The following is a 17,813-nucleotide window of genomic DNA, read 5'->3' as shown; positions in this document are numbered from 1 at the left end:
TACTGACCCTGGCGGCCAAATTACAGTGGCGCGACAGGCAATGACGACCAAGCGACAGATTCTTTCGTCCAATCGACCCGGGCAGGATTCAGGAGGCGGCGCCCTGGGTGGCCTTGTCGGCCTCGGGGATGATCGGCGCGGGCGCCGCTGCAGGGGCTTCGGCAGGGGGCGCCTCGGCCTCGCGGGACAGGCTGAGGGTGACGCGGCGGTTCTTCGCGCGGTTGGCCTCGTTGTTGTTGGGCACCAGCGGATAGCGCTCGCCGTGGAAGCGCATGACCATGTGCGACTCGGGAATGCCGTTGGCCTTGAAGTAGTCGTAGACGGCCAGGGCGCGGCGGCGCGACAGGTCGCGGTTGGTCAGGCGGTTGCCGGCGTTGTCGGAGTGGCCGTCGATTTCGAGGTGATTGACGCTGGGATCGGCCTTCAGGTAGTCGAGGATGATCTCCAGCCGGGCCCGCGCCATCTCGTCCAGCGCCGTGCCGCCGCCGGCAAAGCCGACCTGGGCGTTCTTGATCTGGTCGAAGTTGACCGGCAGCAGCTTGGTCGTGCAGGCGAGGTAGTCGTTGTAGGCCTTGTTGAACTTCACCGGCAACAGGCGCACTTCGATGGCATCCCCACCCTGCAGGGTGCGGTGGCGCACCAGCGGGCTGCGCCCTTCCAGCAGGCCGGCCAGCAGGCGGCCGCCCTGGAGCTGGGAACTGTTGAAGGGGACATCGCCATTGCCGACGCTGACCGCGCCGAGGTTGATATCGCCGCGTCCGGGCTGCCAGGGCGCCGCAGCGGCCAGCAGGGTGGCGGAGCCTGCCCCCAGCCAGCGCTCGCGGGCCTTGATGCGGAACGTCACCTGTTCACCGGCGCGACGTACGAACTCGCCGCTGCCGAAATCGGTGATCGGTTGCGACAGGCGGCATTCGAACTTGTCCCCCTCGACCGTCCACTCGGCCTTCTCCAGGCGCGTCTGGAAGGTAATGGCCATGGCCGGAAGGCTGGCGAACAGGCTGAGCAGGGCGACATAGCGCTGGCGCACGGCGGCGGGCTCCACGGGGAAATTTCTGCACTCCCCTGGGCTATCGGTGGCGTAGGGCAAAACTTGAGTGGATTCGACGCACGTCCTTGTAGGAGAGGGCCAGCCGTGGCGCCCTCCCCCGTCACATCGTGAACAGCCGCCGATGCCCTGAAACACAAGCCCCGCGTGCCCCGAAAAAGCTTTTCCGGTAGCATGCACGACGAGTTTTGCCCGCCTGGAAGCCCCCCATGTCCGACCGTTTGACCTTGCTGCGCCCCGACGACTGGCACATCCATCTGCGCGATGGTGCCGTGCTGTCCCACACAGTCGCCGATGCCGCGCGCACCTTTGGCCGCGCCATCATCATGCCCAACCTGGTGCCACCGGTGCGCAACGCCGAAGAGGCCGACGGCTATCGCCAGCGCATCCTCGCCGCCCGCCCGGCCGGCAGCCGCTTCGAGCCGCTGATGGTGCTCTACCTCACCGATCGCACCAGCCCCGAGGACATCCGTGCGGCCAAGGCTTCCGGCTTCGTCCATGCCGCCAAGCTCTACCCGGCCGGCGCGACCACCAACTCGGATTCGGGCGTGACCCGCATCGACACGATCTTCCCGGCCCTGGAAGCCATGGCCGAAGTCGGCATGCTGCTGCTGGTGCACGGCGAGGTCACCCGCAGCGAAATCGACGTGTTCGACCGCGAGAAGGTCTTCATCGACGAGCATCTGCGTCGCGTGGTCGAACGCTTCCCGACCCTGAAGGTAGTCTTCGAGCACATCACCACCCGCGATGCCGTGCAGTTCGTGGAATCGGCCTCGGCCAACGTCGGTGCCACCATCACCGCACACCACCTGCTGTACAACCGCAACCACATGCTGGTCGGCGGCATTCGCCCGCACTTCTATTGCCTGCCGATCCTCAAGCGCAACGTGCATCAGGAAGCCCTGCTGGACGCGGCCACCGGCGGCAGCGAGCGCTTCTTCCTCGGCACCGACTCGGCCCCCCACGCCAAGCACGCGAAGGAAGCCGCCTGTGGTTGCGCCGGCTGCTACACCGCCTACGCCGCCATCGAGCTCTATGCCGAGGCCTTCGAGCAGCGCAACGCGCTGGACAAGCTGGAGGCCTTCGCCAGCAAGAACGGCCCGGACTTCTACGGCCTGCCGCGTAACACCGACACCATCACCCTGGTCCGTGAAGAATGGACCGCCCCTGCGAGCCTGCCGCTCGGCGAGCAGACCGTGATTCCGCTGCGCGCTGGCGAGACGCTGCGCTGGCGCCTGCTGGAGGACAACGCGTGAGCGAAGACCTGTACGACGAAGAGCTCGACGGCAACCTGCCGCAAGGTCCCCGCCACCCGATGGCCGCCCGCTTCCGTGGCTACCTGCCCGTGGTAGTGGATGTCGAGACCGGCGGTTTCAACGCCGCCACCGACGCCCTGCTGGAGATCGCGGCGACCACCATCGCCATGGACGAACAGGGCTTCCTCTACCCGGATCACACCCACTTCTTCCGCGTCGAGCCCTTCGAGGGCGCCAACATCGAACAGGCGGCGCTGGAGTTCACCGGCATCAAGCTCGACCACCCGCTGCGCATGGCGGTTAGCGAGGAGCACGCGCTGAACGAGATCTTCCGGGGCCTGCGCAAGTCGATCAAGGCCAGCGGCTGCAAGCGCGCCATCCTCGTGGGGCACAACAGCAGCTTCGACCTGGGCTTCCTCAACGCGGCGGTGAACCGGACCGGCATCAAGCGCAACCCCTTCCACCCCTTCTCCAGCTTCGACACCGCGACCCTCGCGGGCCTCGCCTACGGCCAGACCGTACTGGCGAAAGCCTGCCAGGTGGCCGGCATCGAGTTCGATGGCCGCGAAGCCCACTCCGCGCGCTACGACACCGAGAAGACCGCCGAGCTGTTCTGCGGCATCGTCAATCGCTGGAAGGAGATGGGCGGCTGGATGGAAGACGACGACTGACGTCACGCCCCCCAACGCCCTCTATATAAGGAAGCCCGGCGATGCCGGGTTTTCTTCTGCCTGGAATCGACCGCAGCTTGGCGCCAAGCGCTATGACGCTGCGTCCTCTCACTACCGGCCTGGAACCAGCCGCCCCCACGGAAACGCTCTGGGACGGGGCCTGACGAACGGACTTTGACAATCATTCTCATTCTGATTAGTATCGCTTTCCATCAAGCCCACAACCGAGCATTGAGCCCACCCATGTACGTCTGTCTCTGCCAAGGTGTCACTGACGGCCACATTCGTGATGCGATCTATGAAGGCTGCTGCAGCTACCGCGAGGTCCGCGAGACCCTCGGCGTCGGCACCCAATGCGGCAAGTGTGCCTGCCTCGCCAAGCAGGTCGTGCGTGAAACCCTCTCGGACGTACGGAGCAGCCAGGCATCCCTCGCCTACCCTGCGAGTTTCGTGCCTGCGTGAGTTGAAGAAGTTTTGAAGAACCGGACCTGGCGTCCGGTTTTTTTATGCCTGCAATTCAAGCAGTTAGCACCAAGACGCGGAATCTAAACATTCTTATTCACATTCAAATTATCTTACATATCAATAACTTACGTTGACTTTGCCCGGCAACTGGATAAAATTCGACCACTGACACCCATTTGCACGGCAGGACTCCACATGAAAGGCGACAAGAAAGTCATCCAGCATCTCAACAAGATCCTCGGCAACGAACTTGTGGCCATCAACCAGTATTTCCTGCACGCGCGCATGTACGAGGACTGGGGCCTGGAGAAACTCGGCAAGCACGAGTACCACGAGTCCATCGACGAGATGAAGCACGCCGACAAGCTCATCAAGCGCATCCTCTTCCTGGAAGGCATTCCCAACCTGCAGGACCTGGGCAAGCTGATGATCGGCGAGAACACCAAGGAAATGCTCGCCAGCGACCTGAAGCTGGAGCTGAACGCCATTCCGGACCTGAAAGCCGCCATCGCCTACTGCGAGAGCGTCGGTGACTATGGCAGCCGCGAACTGCTGGAAGACATCCTCGAGTCCGAGGAAGAGCATATCGACTGGCTGGAGACCCAACTGGGCCTGATCGAGAAGGTGGGCCTGGAGAACTACCTGCAATCGCAGATGGACGAGTAAAGACTCCGGACATGAAAAAGCCCCGCATCTGCGGGGCTTTTCTTTTGCAGCGAGGAATCAGGCGCTGGCTTTCTTGCTCACCGCGTCCTTGATCAGCTGCTGCAGCTCACCCTTCTCGAACATCTCGGCGAGGATGTCGCTGCCGCCGACCAGTTCACCATTCACCCACAGCTGGGGAAAGGTCGGCCAGTTGGCGTAAGTGGGCAGGTTGGCGCGGATTTCCGGGTTCTGCAGGATGTCGACGTAGGCGAATTTCTCGCCACAGCCCATGACGACCTGAGCGGCGCGTGCCGAGAAGCCGCACTGGGGGGCATTCGGCGAGCCTTTCATGTACAGCAGTACGGTGTTGTTGGCGATCTGCTCTTTGATGGTTTCGATGATATCCATGGCTACCTCGGCTGAACGTTCCGACTCGTCGGTCGGCAGGATGGGCGGCATTGTAACGGAAGTCCGAGCTCAACGCTCGGACTTGCCCCGCGACATTCAGGCCGCCACCACCTCCACCGGCACGCCGTTGAGCGCGGCGTTGCCGGAGACCGCATCCAGATACCGCTCGTCGGTCAGGTCGTTGGCACTGGCCCCCGGCTGCTCGCTGGCGATGCCCATCATCACGCCCGGGCGCGCATGCCCCCAACCGTGAGGCAGGCTGACGACGCCGGCCATCATCTCCTCGCTGGCCGCCACCTCGACCTCGATCATCCCCACGCGCGAGCGCACCTTCACCCGCTGGCCATCGACCAGCCCACGACGCGCCAGGTCGCCCGGGTTCATCAGCAGCTGGTGACGTGGCTTGCCCTTCACCAGGCGGTGGTAGTTGTGCATCCAGGAGTTGTTGCTGCGTACGTGACGGCGGCCGATCAGCACCAGCCCGCCCTCCTCGGGCACGGCCTGCGTGGCGAAGCGGGCCAGGTCGTCGAGGAAGATCGAGGGGGCTGCGAGCACGCGCTTGTCGGCCGTTTTCAGGCGACCCGCCAGGTTGGGCTTGAGCGCGCCAAGGTCCAGCCCATGGGGGAAGTCCCCCAGGCGCTGCACCGAGAGCTTGTGCTCGGAACGCTCGCCATAGGGGCCGAAGCGCAGGCCCATGTCGATCATCTGCCTGGGCTCCAGGGTCGGCTTCAGCTCCACGCCGGTACGCGCCGCGAATGCCTTGGCCAGGCCGACGAAGATCTCCCAGTCATGCAACGCACCCTGGGGCTTGGCCAGCACCGGCTCGTTGAAGCGGGTGACGTTACGCACGGCGAAGAGGTTGAAGGTGGTGTCGTAGTGATCATGTTCCAGCGGCGCGGTGGGCGGCAGGATCAGGTCGGCGTAGCGCGTCGTCTCGTTGATGTAGAGGTCGATGCTGAGCATGAACTCCAGCCCGTCGAGGGCCTGTTCGAGGCGTCGCCCGTTGGGTGTGGACAGCACCGGATTGCCGGCGACCGTCACCAACGCGCGGACCTGCCCCTCGCCCGGGGTCAGCATCTCCTCGGCCAGGGCCGAGACGGGCAGCTCGCCACCGTACTCCGGCAGCCCGGAGACGCGACTCTGCCAGCGGTTGAAATGACCGCCCGAGGTGGTCGCGACCAGGTCCACGGCCGGCTCCGTGCAGAGCACACCGCCGACGCTGTCGACGTTGCCGGTGACCAGGTTGATCAACTGGATCAACCACTGGCAAAGACTACCGAAGGCCTGGGTGGAAACCCCCATGCGCCCGTAGCAGACGGCACTCCCGGCAGCGGCGAAGTCACGCGCCAGCTGGCGGATGGCGGCGGGATCGATGCCGCAACGCGGGCCCATGGCCTCGGCGGTGAACGCGGTGATGGCACGGCGGACCTCGTCCAGCCCGTCGACCGCCAGGTGCGTCGGGCGGCCAAGCCCCTCTTCGAACAGGGTATTGAGCAATGCCAGCAGGAGCGCTGCATCCTGCCCCGGCCGCACGAACAGGTGCTGGTCGGCGATGGCGGCCGTCTCGCTGCGACGCGGGTCCACCACCACCAGGCGGCCGCCGCGCGCCTTGATGGCCTTCAGGCGCTTCTCCACGTCGGGCACGGTCATGATGCTGCCGTTGGACGCCAGCGGGTTGCCGCCGAGGATCAGCATGAAATCGGTGTGGTCGATGTCGGGTATGGGGATCAGCAGGCCATGGCCGTACATCTGCTGGCTCACCAGGTGGTGGGGCAACTGGTCCACGGAGGTGGCGGAGAAGCGGCTGCGGGTCTTCAGTAGGCCGAGGAAGTAGTTGCTGTGGGTCATCAACCCATAGTTGTGCACGCTCGGGTTGCCCTGGTACACGGCCACTGCGTTATGGCCGTGGCGCGCCTGGATGTCGGCCATGCGCTCCGCGACCAGTGCGAACGCCTCGTCCCAGCCGATGGGTTGCCACTCGCTGCCGGCGCGACGCATGGGCTGGCGCAGGCGGTCGGGGTCGTTCTGGATGTCCTGAAGGGCCACGGCCTTGGGGCAGATGTGGCCACGGCTGAAGCTGTCCTGGGCATCCCCCTTGATGGAAAGGATGTGCCGGGAGCCATCTTCCCGATCCTCGGTTTCGATGGTCAGCCCGCAGATGGCTTCGCAGAGATGGCATGCACGGTGGTGAACGGACTTGGTCATGGCCTTGCCTCATGTTCTTGTGTCGAGACGACCGGTCGGGTCGCAAGAGCAGAACTATGGAAGCAGATCGATCGGCCGGCCAGTAGATTCAACGGTATGAATCGGCAGGCATCAGGCCTGCCGATTCGCTTAACGGGTCAGCGGATGGACTGGATGGTGCCCTTGTTGCCAGTCACCTTGGCGCTCACTTTCTTGAAGACGAAATAGTCCTGGATGGTGAGCTCATAGCGCGGCGCCACGATCAGGTCGGCACCGGAGGATTTGACGGCCTTGAACGCGGCAGCGGATTTCACCGCCGAGATGGGATCGGGCCCGAAAGGCAGGCTGCCACCGGCATCACCGCCGTAGACCACGCCATCGGCGAACTGGGAGTCGCCGCCGAATTGCAGGAAGTGGAACAGGATGTTCACTTCGGACTGCCCGCTGATCGGCTCGCCTACCGCCACATCTGCCTTCAGGCCGGTCTTGACGTTGCCGTTGAGCGGTGAGCTCGGCTGGCTGACGTTGTAGCTGCTGCAACCGGTCATACCGGCGATAGCGACGACCAGGGCGGCAGGTACGAGGAACTTCTTCATTGGTATCTCCATGATCAGAACATGCTGGCCGGGCCCAACATCCGTAGGCGGGCCCCGCCCTCGAAACCGAGTGATTTCGAGGCGGCACAAGCTAGCAACGCGCCCTGCGTCGCATAAGTTCATGCAGGCTGATTTGTCCCTTGGAAATTTCCCACACCCTACCTCTTCGCCGAATTTCCTTGCATTCGGTCAAGCGTTCGCGCCATCCGGTCCGGCCACGATTCCAGGCAGCACGCCCTGGATACCTGTCGGGACGGTTTTCGCCACGACCTCGAGCCGACGGCCAAGAAGACGCGGGCACGCCTCTGGCACGGGGCCTTCGAGGCACTGGTTGGCAGAGTGCGACAATTCCTTATAAGATCGCGCCTCCCCCTATTCCGTCGCCCCGTGCGGCTTAGCCCGCCGGTCCCGCCTGCTTTTCCCTGAAAAAACCGACCAGGACCCGCGGCCAGAGGCAAAAAAAGGTAGTCAGCAATGAGCGCAAGGCACTTTCTCTCCCTGATGGATTGCACCCCCCAGGAGCTGAGCAGCCTGATCCGTCGAGCCATCGAGCTGAAGGACCTGCGCCACCGAGGCGTCCCCTACGAGCCCCTGAAAAGCCGCGTGCTGGGCATGATCTTCGAGAAGGCCTCCACCCGCACCCGCCTCTCCTTCGAGGCCGGCATGATCCAGCTCGGCGGCCAGGCGATCTTCCTCTCGCCCCGCGACACGCAGCTGGGCCGGGGCGAGCCGATCAGCGACTGCGCCATCGTCATGTCGCGCATGCTCGATGCGGTGATGATCCGCACCTTCGCCCACAGCAAGCTGGTGGAATTCGCCGCCAACTCCCGCGTACCGGTGATCAACGGCCTGTCCGACGACCTGCACCCCTGCCAGTTGCTGGCCGACATGCAGACCTTCCAGGAACACCGCGGCGCCATCCAGGGCAAGACCGTGGCCTGGATCGGCGACGGCAACAACATGTGCAACACCTATATAGAAGCGGCGATCCAGTTCGATTTCCGCCTCAACGTCGCCTGCCCCGAGGGCTTCGAGCCCAACCCGGCGTTCCTCGCCCAGGCGGGTGACCGCGTGCAGGTGATGCGCGACCCGCGCGAAGCGGTGCGCGGCGCCCACCTGGTGAGCACCGATGTCTGGACCTCCATGGGCCAGGAAGAGGAAACCGCTCGGCGCCTGGCGCTGTTCAAGCCCTACCAGGTGAACCAGGCGCTGCTTGCGCTGGCCGATGAAGCGGTTATCTTCATGCACTGCCTGCCGGCGCACCGGGGCGAGGAAATCAGCATGGACCTGCTCGACGACCCGCGTTCCGTGGCCTGGGACCAGGCAGAAAACCGTCTGCATGCGCAAAAGGCGCTGCTGGAACTTCTCGTCGAACACGCGTCCCGAGCATGAGCCACGAACTGCTTCTAAACCTGCGCAACCTGAGCTGCGGCTACCAGGACCAGCGCGTCGTACAGAACCTCAACCTGCACCTCAACGCCGGCGACATCGGTTGCCTGCTGGGGCCGTCCGGATGCGGCAAGACCACCACCCTGCGCGCCATCGCCGGCTTCGAACCCGTATTCGAAGGCGAGATCGTGCTGGCCGGCGAGGTGATCTCCAGGGCCGGCTTCACCCTGGCCCCGGAAAAACGTCGCATCGGCATGGTGTTCCAGGATTACGCGCTGTTCCCCCACCTCACGGTGGAAGAGAACGTCGCCTTCGGCATCCGCAAGCACCCCGAGCGCGAGCGCATCACCAGCGAGCTGCTGGAGCTGGTCAAGCTCGGGCACCTCGCCAAGCGCTACCCCAACGAGCTTTCCGGCGGCCAGCAGCAACGCGTGTCCCTGGCCCGCGCCCTGGCGCCGGAACCGGTGCTGCTGCTGCTCGACGAGCCCTTCTCCAACCTCGATGGCGAGCTGCGCCGCCGCCTCAGCCATGAGGTGCGCGACATCCTCAAGGCCCGCGGCACCAGCGCCGTGCTGGTGACCCACGACCAGGAAGAGGCCTTCGCGGTCAGCGACCAGGTCGGTGTGTTCCACAACGGCAACCTGGAACAGTGGGACACCCCCTACAACCTCTACCACGAGCCGGCGACCCCCTTCGTCGCCAGCTTCGTCGGCCAGGGCTACTTCATCCGCGGCCAGCAGGTCTGCCCGGATACGGTCCAGACCGAGCTCGGGGTGATCAGCGGCAACCGTGCCTACGCCTGGCCGGAAGGCAGCGCGGTGGACGTGCTGCTGCGCCCGGACGACATCGTCCCGGCGCCCGATGGCGCGCTCAGGGCGCTGGTAACCGGCAAGACCTTCCTCGGCGCCGCCACCCTCTACCGCCTGCAACTGCCTACCGGCACCCAGCTGGAAGCCATCTTCCCCAGCCATGCCGACCACCAGCCCGGCCAGCACGTGGGCATCCGCGTGGCCGCCGACCACCTGGTGGTGTTCCCCGCCAACGGCAGCGTCGCCACCCAGGCCATGCAGGACGAGGGCGTGCGCCGCTACAGCACGGCGAGTTGATCACGGCCGCTGTGCTTGGCCTCGTAGAGCGCCATGTCGACCCGCAGCAGGCTGTCCTCCCAGGACTCGCCGGGCCGATAGGCGCTGACTCCGAGGGACAGCGTCAGCTTCAGGCCCGGGCATTGATCCCAGTGCGCGGCGCGCACCTTGGCCTGCAAGCGCTCCAGCATCACCTCGGCGCCCGCCTCGTTGGTGCGTGAAAGCACCAGCAGGAACTCCTCGCCGCCCAGCCGCGCGACGAAGTCCACGTCCCTCACCGAGTCCTGGAGCATCTTCGACAATTGCCGCAGCACCGCGTCGCCGCAGCCGTGGCCATAGCGATCGTTGACGTTCTTGAAGTAGTCCAGGTCCACCAGGCAGAGCACGAAGCCATAGTCGCCACGATCGGCCAGGGCCTTCTGCTGGGCCAGGATGTCCTTGGTGAAACGGCGGTTGTAGAGCCCGGTGAGCTCATCGGTGATGGCCAGCTTCTGGATGCTCTCCAGGGCCATGCGCAGGTCGTTGTTGCGTTGCACCAGGCTGCGCCGCAGGCCGTTCATCTCCAGCGAAAGCAGGCCGACACCGGTCAGCAGCACGAAGAACTCCACCGCCTGGATCGCTTCGCTGTGCAGGTCGAGTTCCCGCCCCGAGGCGACCAGCGAGCTGATGAGCAGGGCGTAGCACACAGCGGTCAGCAGGATCACCAGCAGGAAGCCGCGCAACTGCAGGCGGAAGGTGCCGAACATCAGCACCAGCAGCACCGTCATCAGAAACAGCAGGCGCAGCTCGCCGGCATGGTAGGCGGTGGCGAAGATCACGCAGATCGCCCAGCTCATCAGCGGCAGCGTCAGGCTGGGATCGTGGAAGCGCAGGTTGAGGTTGCTGCGCACCAGGGCCAGGAATGCCAGGCAACTGAGCCCGACCAGGCCCGTGAGCACCAGCATGCCGACCAGGCTCAGGCCCAGGTAACCGGCGGCGTGCGCCGACCAGCACAACAGCAGGAACAACAATGATGCACCGCTGGCCAGCGATACCCTTCGCAGGCGCAGCAGCTGATGTCGGGAGGGCTGCATGGGCTCCCCTTTCTTGGCGATGAATGGCCGGGAGTATAGACAGGCGTCGTGATCCCGCCGCCGATCAGGGCGTCGTCACGCCATAGCTGCGCATCAGGGCATCCAGCCGGCCTGACGCCCGATAGCGCTGCAGCCCCTCCTCGAACAGGGCGTTGTAGCGCGCGCTGGCCTCGATGGCGGGGGAAAACGCCAGGTAGATGGGCACATCCGGGGCGCGGCAGCCCGCCACCTGCAGGCGATCCTGCTGACGGGTGCGGGCCAGCAGGTTCTCCATCACCCAGCTATTCTCCACCGTGGCGTCGAGGCGCCCGAAGCGCACCTTCTCCACGTTCATCTCCAGAGCCTGCTCGCCCGAGACCACCTGCACCCGGTCGCCTTTCGCGCGGTGCAGGCGGACGTAGGCATCGATCTCCTGCCCGTAGCTGTAGCTGTTGATGGTGCCCAGGCGCACCTGTGCGAGCGAACCCAGCCCCTGGTAGCGCCAGGTCGCCCCCTGAGCGACGTAGAAGCACATGCGCGAGATGCCCGGCGCCGTAGGCGTGTAGAGGAAATCGGGAGCGTCCTGGATACCGGCGCCGATCACCGCGTTGAGCTTGCCGGTGCGGGCATCGCTGATGGCGCGCGCCCAGTTGACCACCCGGTACTCAACCTGGATGCCGGACTCGGCGAAGATGTCCCGCGCCAGCTCGACGAAGATACCCGGCTTGGCCGAGCCGGGCGCACAGTTGATCGGGCACCAGATATCGCCGGCGATGACCACCGTCTCGGCCCGCACGGGGCCGATGGCGAACAACGCGGCCAGCCCGAAGGCCAGGCCGCGCACGCGGCGATGACGAAAAGCATCCCTGAAATACACGTAGAACTCCCTGTATCGCGACCAGCTCCAGAGCGCAGCTTACGCCTCGCTGGCCTCGCTGCGTACCCGTTGGACGGCATCCAGCCATCCTTCGTAAAGCCTGGCCCGGTGCGCGCTCGCCATGTGCGGGGTGAAACGCTGCTGGCGATGCCAGTGCCGGGCGATCTCGTCGAGGTCGCGGTACAGCCCCGCCTTCAGGCCCGCCAGGTAGGCGGCGCCCAGGGCGGTGGTCTCGGTGACCTCGGGGCGTTCCACCGCCACACCGAGGATATCGGCGAGGAACTGCATCACCCAGTTGTTCTCCACCATGCCGCCGTCCACCCGCAGCGCGCTGGGCGCCGCGGCGCCGTCCTGGCCCATGGCTTCGAGCAGGTCGCGGGTCTGGTAGCAGACCGACTGCAGGCCGGCGGTGACGATTTCCTTGATCCCGGTATCGCGGGTCAGGCCGAAGATCGCGCCACGGGCGCGCGGGTCCCAGTAGGGCGCGCCAAGACCGGTGAAGGCCGGCACCAGGTAGACGCCGCAGGCATCGCCGGTCTGCTCGGCCAGGGCCTCGGTATCGCGGGCATGGCTGATCAGCTTGATGCCGTCGCGCAGCCACTGCACCGCCGCGCCGGCGACGAAGATGCTGCCCTCCACCGCGTAGGTGACCTTGCCGTCCAGGCGGTAGCCGACCGTGGTGAGCAGGCGGTTGCGCGAGGTGACGGGCGTCTCGCCGGTGTTCTGGATCAGGAAGCAGCCGGTGCCGTAGGTGCTCTTGACCATGCCCGGCTGGAAGCAGGCCTGGCCGATCAGCGCGGCCTGCTGGTCGCCGGCCATGCCCAGCACCGGGATGGCCGCGCCCAGCAGCGGCGCCTCGGTGGTGCCGAAGTCGGCGGCGCTGTCGAGCACCTCCGGCAGCAGGCTGGCGGGGATCTCGAACAGCTTGAGCAGCGCCTCGTCCCACTGCTGGGTGTGGATGTTGAAGAGCATGGTCCGCGACGCATTGGTGGCATCGGTGCGGTGCGCCTTGCCGCCGGTCAGCCGCCACAGCAGGAAGCAATCCACCGTGCCGAAGCGCAGCTCGCCCTGCTCCGCGCGTTCGCGGGCCCCCGGCACGTTGTCGAGGATCCAGCGCAGCTTGGTGGCGGAGAAATAGGGGTCGATCAGCAGGCCGGTACGGCGCGACACCTCGTCCTCGTGGCCGGCCTCCTTCATCGTCGAGCAATAGTCGGCGGTACGCCGGTCCTGCCAGACGATGGCCGGGTGGATCGGCGTGCCGGTCGCGGCGTCCCACACCAGGGTGGTCTCGCGCTGGTTGGTGATGCCGATGGCGGCGATATCCGCAGCCGGCATCCCGCTCTTCTGGATCGCCTCGCGGCAGACCTTGAGCGTGGTCAGCCAGATTTCCTCGCCGTCATGCTCGACCCAGCCGTCCTTGGGGAAGTACTGCTTGAACTCCTGCTGGGCGCGCGCCACGGGCAGGCCCTGGGCGCTGAAGACGATGGCACGACTGCTGGTCGTGCCCTGATCGATGGCAAGTAGGTACTGGGCCATATGCAGGCTTCCTTGTTGTTATGGGGGCGTCACTCGCGGCCGATCGCCGCGAACTGCGCCTGGGTGTGCTGGGCCAGGGTGTCCGCACTCAGCTCGACCTCCAGGCCACGCCGGCCGGCGCTGACATGGATGGTCGGGTGCGAACGGGCCGATTCGTCGATGAAGGTGCGCAGGCGCTTCTTCTGCCCCAACGGGCTGATGCCGCCCACCAGGTAGCCGGTGGCGCGCTGGGCCGCGTCCGCCGCCGCCATGTCCACCTTCTTGGCCCCGGCTGCATGGGCCAGCGCCTTCAGATCGAGGGTGCCGGCCACCGGTACCACGGCCACCAGCAGCTCGCCCTTCTCGGTGGCGGCCAGCAGCGTCTTGAACACCCGCGCCGGGTCCAGGCCTAGTTTCTCGGCCGCTTCCAGCCCGTAGGAAGGCGCCTTGGGATCGTGGGTGTAGCTGAGCACTCTGTGCTCGGCCTTGGCTTTCTTCAGCAGATCGATGGCAGGCGTCATGTTCGATAGTGAAAACAGGAGGGCGAATTGGGCGTACCTTAGCTGAAAAGTCGCCGTTCGGCAGCACGTCGCTATAATGCGCGACAAAAATCCGGAAGCCCTTCCCATGACCTTGGCGCCCCGCCAGCAGGAAATCCTCGACCTCGCCCGCGACCGTGGCTACGTCAGCATCGACGAGCTGGCCCAGGCCTTCGCCGTGACCCCTCAGACCATCCGCCGCGACATCAACCAGCTCGCCGAGCAGGGCCTGCTGCGGCGCACCCACGGCGGCGCCGCCAGCGAGGCGTCGAGCATCCAGAACACCGCCTACGCCATGCGCGCCGGGCAGATGCGCGACGAGAAGCAGCGCATCGCCGAGGCCGTGGCGGCGCTGATCCCGGACCACGCCTCGCTGTTCATCAACATCGGCACCACCACCGAGGCCATCGCCCGGGAACTGCTGGGCCACAAGGGCCTGAAGGTGATCACCAACAACCTGCACGTGGCCGCGCAACTGGCCGACCGCCCGGACTTCGAGGTACTGGTGGCCGGCGGCACGGTGCGCAGCGACGGCGGCATCGTCGGCCAGTCGGCGGTGGACTTCATCCAGCAGTTCAAGGTGGACTTCGCCATCGTCGGCATCAGCGGCATCGACGACGACGGCAGCCTGCTGGATTTCGACTACCAGGAAGTGCGCGTCTCCCAGGCCATCATCGACAACGCCCGCCAGGTCCTGCTGGCCGCCGACTCCAGCAAGTTCGGCCGCAACGCCGTGGTCCGCCTGGGTTCCATCGCGCTGGTCGACCGCATGATCACCGACCACGCGCCCTCCCCCGCCCTGGCCCGCCTGATGGCCGAACACAAGGTCCACCTCGACCTGGTCTGAGCGCCGTCGCCGCCCATTTCCTTTCGTCGCCCACCCGCCGGCCGCTGCGCCGGCGGGCTGGCGATTTCATGCGTATTCGTCTAGCATTTTTCGAAAACGAACATTCAAAGTTCACTTTCGACTTCCGGTGCCCCGCATGAACCCTCCGATGAGCCGCAAATCGCCCATTTCCGAAGTCTATGACCTCGCCGTCGTCGGCGGCGGCATCAATGGCGTGGGCATCGCCGCCGATGCGGCGGGCCGTGGGTTGTCCGTTTTCCTTTGCGAAAAGGACGACCTCGCCCAACACACCTCCTCCGCCAGCAGCAAGCTGATCCACGGCGGGCTGCGCTACCTGGAGCACTACGAATTCCGCCTGGTGCGCGAGGCGCTGGCCGAGCGCGAGGTGCTGCTGGCCAAGGCGCCACACATCGTCCGCCCCATGCGCTTCGTGCTGCCGCACCGCCCGCACCTGCGTCCGGCCTGGATGATCCGCGCCGGCCTGTTCCTCTACGACCACCTCGGCAAGCGCGAGAAGCTGCCGGGTTCCCGCGGCCTGAAGTTCGGTGCCGGCAGCCCGCTGAAGGCGGACATCGCCCGGGGCTTCGAATATTCCGATTGCTGGGTCGACGACGCCCGCCTGGTGGTGCTCAACGCCATGGCCGCCCGCGAGCGCGGTGCCCACGTCCACACCCGTACCCGCTGCGTCAGCGCCCGTCGCAGCAAGGGCCTGTGGCACATCCACCTGGAGCGCGCCGACGGCACCCTGCTGTCGATCCGCGCCCGCGCCCTGGTCAACGCCGCCGGCCCCTGGGTCGCGAAGTTCATCAAGGACGACCTCAAGCAGAAATCGCCCTACGGCATCCGCCTGATCCAGGGCAGCCACATCGTCGTGCCGAGGCTGTACGAGGGTGAACACGCCTACATCCTGCAGAACGAGGATCGGCGCATCGTCTTCGCCATCCCCTACCTCGAGCGCTTCACCCTGATCGGCACCACCGACCGCGAATACCAGGGCGACCCGGCCAAGGTGGCCATCAGCGCCGAGGAAACCGCCTACCTGCTGGACGTGGTCAACCGCCACTTCAAGCAACAGATCGGCGAGAAGGACATCCTGCGCACCTACTCCGGCGTTCGCCCGCTGTGCGATGACGAGTCGGACGACCCGTCCGCCGTCACCCGCGACTACACCCTGTCCCTGGAGGCCCATCCGGGCGAGGCACCGCTGCTCTCGGTGTTCGGCGGCAAGCTCACCACCTACCGCAAGCTAGCCGAATCCGCCCTGGCCCAGCTGGCACCCTTCTTCCCCAATGCCAAGCCGAGCTGGACCGCCAGCCAGCCGCTTCCCGGCGGCGAACAGATGAACAGCCAGGCCGACCTGGCCGAAGCCCTGTGCAACCGCTTCGGCTGGCTGCCCGACAGCCTGGCGCGGCGCTGGGCCGGCACCTACGGCAGCCGCACCTGGGCGATGCTGGACGGCGTGCAGAACCTCACCGACCTGGGCGAACACCTGGGCAGTGGCCTGTACGCACGTGAAGTGGATTACCTGTGCCGCGAGGAGTGGGCCACCGGCCTGGACGACATCCTCTGGCGCCGCACCAAGCTCGGCCTGTTCATGACCCCCGGCCAGCAGGAGCGCCTCGCCCAGTACCTGCTCAATCGCCCCAAGGCCGACGCCGCCTGACACGGAATACCCTCGTAGGGTGGGCCGGGCGGCGTTCCGCTTCAGCCCACCAACAGCGAAGCGGTAAGCGGTTCCGGGAAGAAATGGTCATGCCGCGGGGGGCCTGGGCTTCAGCCCGGGAAGCCTGGCGCGAAGTGGGGGATGACCGGATGACCCTGGAGCGTCCATCGGTGGGCTGAAGCCCACCCTACCCCTCTCCAGCGATGAGTTCACAGCTGCGCCACGTGCCCATCCACCTGCCGATGGGCCAGCAGGTGCGGCAGTACCGCCGCCAGCAGGGGCTCCTTGAACGCCTCCTGGAAGCGATGGGCCAGCCCCGGGATCAGCTTCAGCTCCGACCCCTTGATATGCGCCGCCACATGCACGCCATGCATCACCGGCAGCAGCGGGTCGGCGGTGCCGTGCACCACCAGGGTCGGCACGCTCAGGCGGTTGAGCATCTCCACCCGGCTCGGTTCGGCGAGGATCGCCAGCATCTGCCGCTGCACACCCTCGGGGGTGAAGGCACGGTCGTAGGCCCGCGCCGCCTGTTGCAACAACTGCGCACGGTCATCGGCCACGTCCGGGCTGCCCAATGCGGCCAGCAGATCGGCCTGCTGCTCCAGCGCCACCTCGCGGCTCGGCGCCTCGCGACGGGCCAGCAGGGCGATCAGCGCATGGCTCGGAGCCGGCAGCCCCTGGGCGCCGGAACTGGTCATCACCAGGGTCAGGCTCAACACCCGCTCCGGCGCAATATCGGCCACATGCTGGGCGATCATCCCGCCCATGCTCGCGCCCAGTACATGGGCCTGGCGGATGTTCAGGGCGTCCATCAGGCTCAGCGCGTCCCCGGCCATGTCACGCAGGCTGTAGGGCGCCTGCACCGGGAAGCCCAGGCGGTAGCGCAGCGCCTCATAGGTCAGGTTGGCGGCAGGTTCAGGGTGACTCCAGGCGGACAGGCCGACATCGCGGTTGTCATAGCGGATCACCCGGAACCCCTGCTCGCAGAGCGCCGCCACCACCTCGTCCGGCCAGTGGATGAGTTGCCCGCCCAGCCCCATGATCAGCAGCAGGGCCGGGTCCTTTTCCTCGCCGATGCTCTGGTAGGCCAGGCGCACCTCGCCCAGGTGCACGGTCTCCGTCGGCACCTGCGTATCGCAGCGCGCGGAGGCAAAGGCGGGCAGGCCGCACAGCAAGGCGGCGAGAAAAATGAAAAGGCGCATGATGAAAATCCAGAACGCAAAACCCCAGTGAAACGCGATTCTGATGAATCCCTTTCGCTCGCACTGCCACACAACCGTGACAATTTCATGAAGGGCGCCCAACGGTCGTTGCAGGCTCGTGCAAGGCCTCTTGCCGGGCAGCTCGTAGCGATTTCATTCCAGCGTATCGACAACGCTACAGCGGCTGCAGGCCATGGCAGCCGTGTGTCTGACTGCCGCCGGGCCTCCCGGGTTCTAACGGCTGTAGCGAAAACCCTACAGCGGTGCCGCAGCGCGAGGCCGGCCCCGCGAGCAACCCCTTGATAAACCTGGCTTTCCCGGCACTGGCACCGCCCTTGCTACCGCTCTCCCAAGACCATGACCGAGGACGTCCC

At 66.0% G+C, this 17,813-nt stretch carries 17 protein-coding genes; 8 read left to right on the top strand and 9 right to left on the bottom strand.

Features of this window, described 5'->3' with window-relative positions; all coding sequences use genetic code 11:
• Window positions 1-88 precede the first annotated feature (88 nt).
• Window positions 89-1,027: a flagellar protein MotY gene (locus tag ACYJSS_RS05710; protein WP_173176267.1), complete on the bottom strand. Its 939-nt coding sequence runs from the start codon at window positions 1,025-1,027 to the stop codon at window positions 89-91.
• A gap of 227 nt (window positions 1,028-1,254) precedes the next feature.
• Between ACYJSS_RS05710 and pyrC the strand changes: the two genes are divergently transcribed.
• The 4 genes from pyrC to bfr all read left to right on the top strand — a co-directional run bounded on the left by pyrC (window position 1,255) and on the right by bfr (window position 4,103).
• Window positions 1,255-2,301 carry a dihydroorotase gene (pyrC, locus tag ACYJSS_RS05705; protein ID WP_111261088.1) on the top strand — a complete coding sequence of 349 codons (1,047 nt, stop codon included), beginning with the start codon at window positions 1,255-1,257 and terminating at the stop codon, window positions 2,299-2,301.
• Window positions 2,298-2,972 (top strand): ribonuclease T, encoded by a 675-nt coding sequence (gene rnt / locus ACYJSS_RS05700; protein ID WP_111261087.1) that lies wholly within the window; start codon window positions 2,298-2,300, stop codon window positions 2,970-2,972. The genes pyrC and rnt overlap by 4 nt, the downstream gene beginning before the upstream one ends.
• Window positions 2,973-3,215: 243 nt before the next feature.
• The gene (locus ACYJSS_RS05695) at window positions 3,216-3,434 is read left to right on the top strand and encodes a bacterioferritin-associated ferredoxin (RefSeq protein ID WP_111261086.1); all 219 of its coding nucleotides are present in this window, start codon (window positions 3,216-3,218) and stop codon (window positions 3,432-3,434) included.
• Window positions 3,435-3,632: 198 nt separating this feature from the next.
• On the top strand, window positions 3,633-4,103 hold the full coding sequence (bfr, locus tag ACYJSS_RS05690) for a bacterioferritin (RefSeq protein WP_111261085.1): 471 nt from the start codon (window positions 3,633-3,635) through the stop codon (window positions 4,101-4,103).
• Between the two features lie 57 nt (window positions 4,104-4,160).
• On the opposite strand, the gene grxD is transcribed toward bfr, so the two are convergent.
• The 3 genes from grxD to ACYJSS_RS05675 form a co-directional block, all read right to left on the bottom strand.
• Window positions 4,161-4,490 carry a Grx4 family monothiol glutaredoxin gene (gene grxD, locus ACYJSS_RS05685; protein WP_111261104.1) on the bottom strand — a complete coding sequence of 110 codons (330 nt, stop codon included), beginning with the start codon at window positions 4,488-4,490 and terminating at the stop codon, window positions 4,161-4,163.
• 96 nt (window positions 4,491-4,586) lie between these two features.
• Window positions 4,587-6,695, bottom strand: a complete 2,109-nt coding sequence (locus ACYJSS_RS05680; protein ID WP_111261084.1) for a molybdopterin oxidoreductase family protein — start codon at window positions 6,693-6,695, stop codon at window positions 4,587-4,589.
• A 137-nt stretch (window positions 6,696-6,832) separates the two neighbouring features.
• Window positions 6,833-7,270, bottom strand: coding sequence for a hypothetical protein (locus tag ACYJSS_RS05675; protein ID WP_111261083.1), 438 nt, complete (start codon window positions 7,268-7,270; stop codon window positions 6,833-6,835).
• A 474-nt stretch (window positions 7,271-7,744) separates the two neighbouring features.
• On the opposite strand from ACYJSS_RS05675, the gene argF reads away from it, so the two are divergent.
• Entirely contained in the window at window positions 7,745-8,662 is a 918-nt protein-coding gene (gene argF, locus ACYJSS_RS05670) for an ornithine carbamoyltransferase (protein WP_111261082.1), read from the top strand.
• The gene (locus tag ACYJSS_RS05665) at window positions 8,659-9,765 is read left to right on the top strand and encodes an ABC transporter ATP-binding protein (RefSeq protein WP_236207043.1); all 1,107 of its coding nucleotides are present in this window, start codon (window positions 8,659-8,661) and stop codon (window positions 9,763-9,765) included. The genes argF and ACYJSS_RS05665 overlap by 4 nt, the downstream gene beginning before the upstream one ends.
• On the opposite strand, the gene ACYJSS_RS05660 is transcribed toward ACYJSS_RS05665, so the two are convergent.
• The 4 genes from ACYJSS_RS05660 to ybaK all read right to left on the bottom strand — a co-directional run bounded on the left by ACYJSS_RS05660 (window position 9,747) and on the right by ybaK (window position 13,709).
• Window positions 9,747-10,817: a GGDEF domain-containing protein gene (locus ACYJSS_RS05660; RefSeq protein WP_236204633.1), complete on the bottom strand. Its 1,071-nt coding sequence runs from the start codon at window positions 10,815-10,817 to the stop codon at window positions 9,747-9,749. The two genes, ACYJSS_RS05665 and ACYJSS_RS05660, sit on opposite strands and share 19 nt — an antisense overlap.
• A gap of 64 nt (window positions 10,818-10,881) precedes the next feature.
• The gene (locus tag ACYJSS_RS05655) at window positions 10,882-11,673 is read right to left on the bottom strand and encodes a substrate-binding periplasmic protein (RefSeq protein WP_236204634.1); all 792 of its coding nucleotides are present in this window, start codon (window positions 11,671-11,673) and stop codon (window positions 10,882-10,884) included.
• A 39-nt stretch (window positions 11,674-11,712) separates the two neighbouring features.
• Entirely contained in the window at window positions 11,713-13,209 is a 1,497-nt protein-coding gene (gene glpK, locus ACYJSS_RS05650) for a glycerol kinase GlpK (RefSeq protein WP_236204635.1), read from the bottom strand.
• A 29-nt stretch (window positions 13,210-13,238) separates the two neighbouring features.
• Window positions 13,239-13,709, bottom strand: a complete 471-nt coding sequence (ybaK, locus tag ACYJSS_RS05645; protein ID WP_111261077.1) for a Cys-tRNA(Pro) deacylase — start codon at window positions 13,707-13,709, stop codon at window positions 13,239-13,241.
• Between the two features lie 106 nt (window positions 13,710-13,815).
• Between ybaK and ACYJSS_RS05640 the strand changes: the two genes are divergently transcribed.
• Window positions 13,816-14,574: a DeoR/GlpR family DNA-binding transcription regulator gene (locus ACYJSS_RS05640; protein ID WP_111261076.1), complete on the top strand. Its 759-nt coding sequence runs from the start codon at window positions 13,816-13,818 to the stop codon at window positions 14,572-14,574.
• 136 nt (window positions 14,575-14,710) lie between these two features.
• Window positions 14,711-16,237, top strand: a complete 1,527-nt coding sequence (glpD, locus tag ACYJSS_RS05635; protein WP_236204636.1) for a glycerol-3-phosphate dehydrogenase — start codon at window positions 14,711-14,713, stop codon at window positions 16,235-16,237.
• Between the two features lie 209 nt (window positions 16,238-16,446).
• On the opposite strand, the gene ACYJSS_RS05630 is transcribed toward glpD, so the two are convergent.
• Window positions 16,447-17,439 (bottom strand): alpha/beta fold hydrolase, encoded by a 993-nt coding sequence (locus ACYJSS_RS05630; RefSeq protein ID WP_236204637.1) that lies wholly within the window; start codon window positions 17,437-17,439, stop codon window positions 16,447-16,449.
• Between the last annotated feature and the right edge of the window lie 374 nt (window positions 17,440-17,813).

The sequence above is a fragment of the Pseudomonas sp. No.21 genome (genome assembly GCF_054558415.1).
The sequence above is the reverse complement of the archived record's forward strand: the minus strand, read 5'-3'. Positions and strand labels throughout refer to the sequence as shown.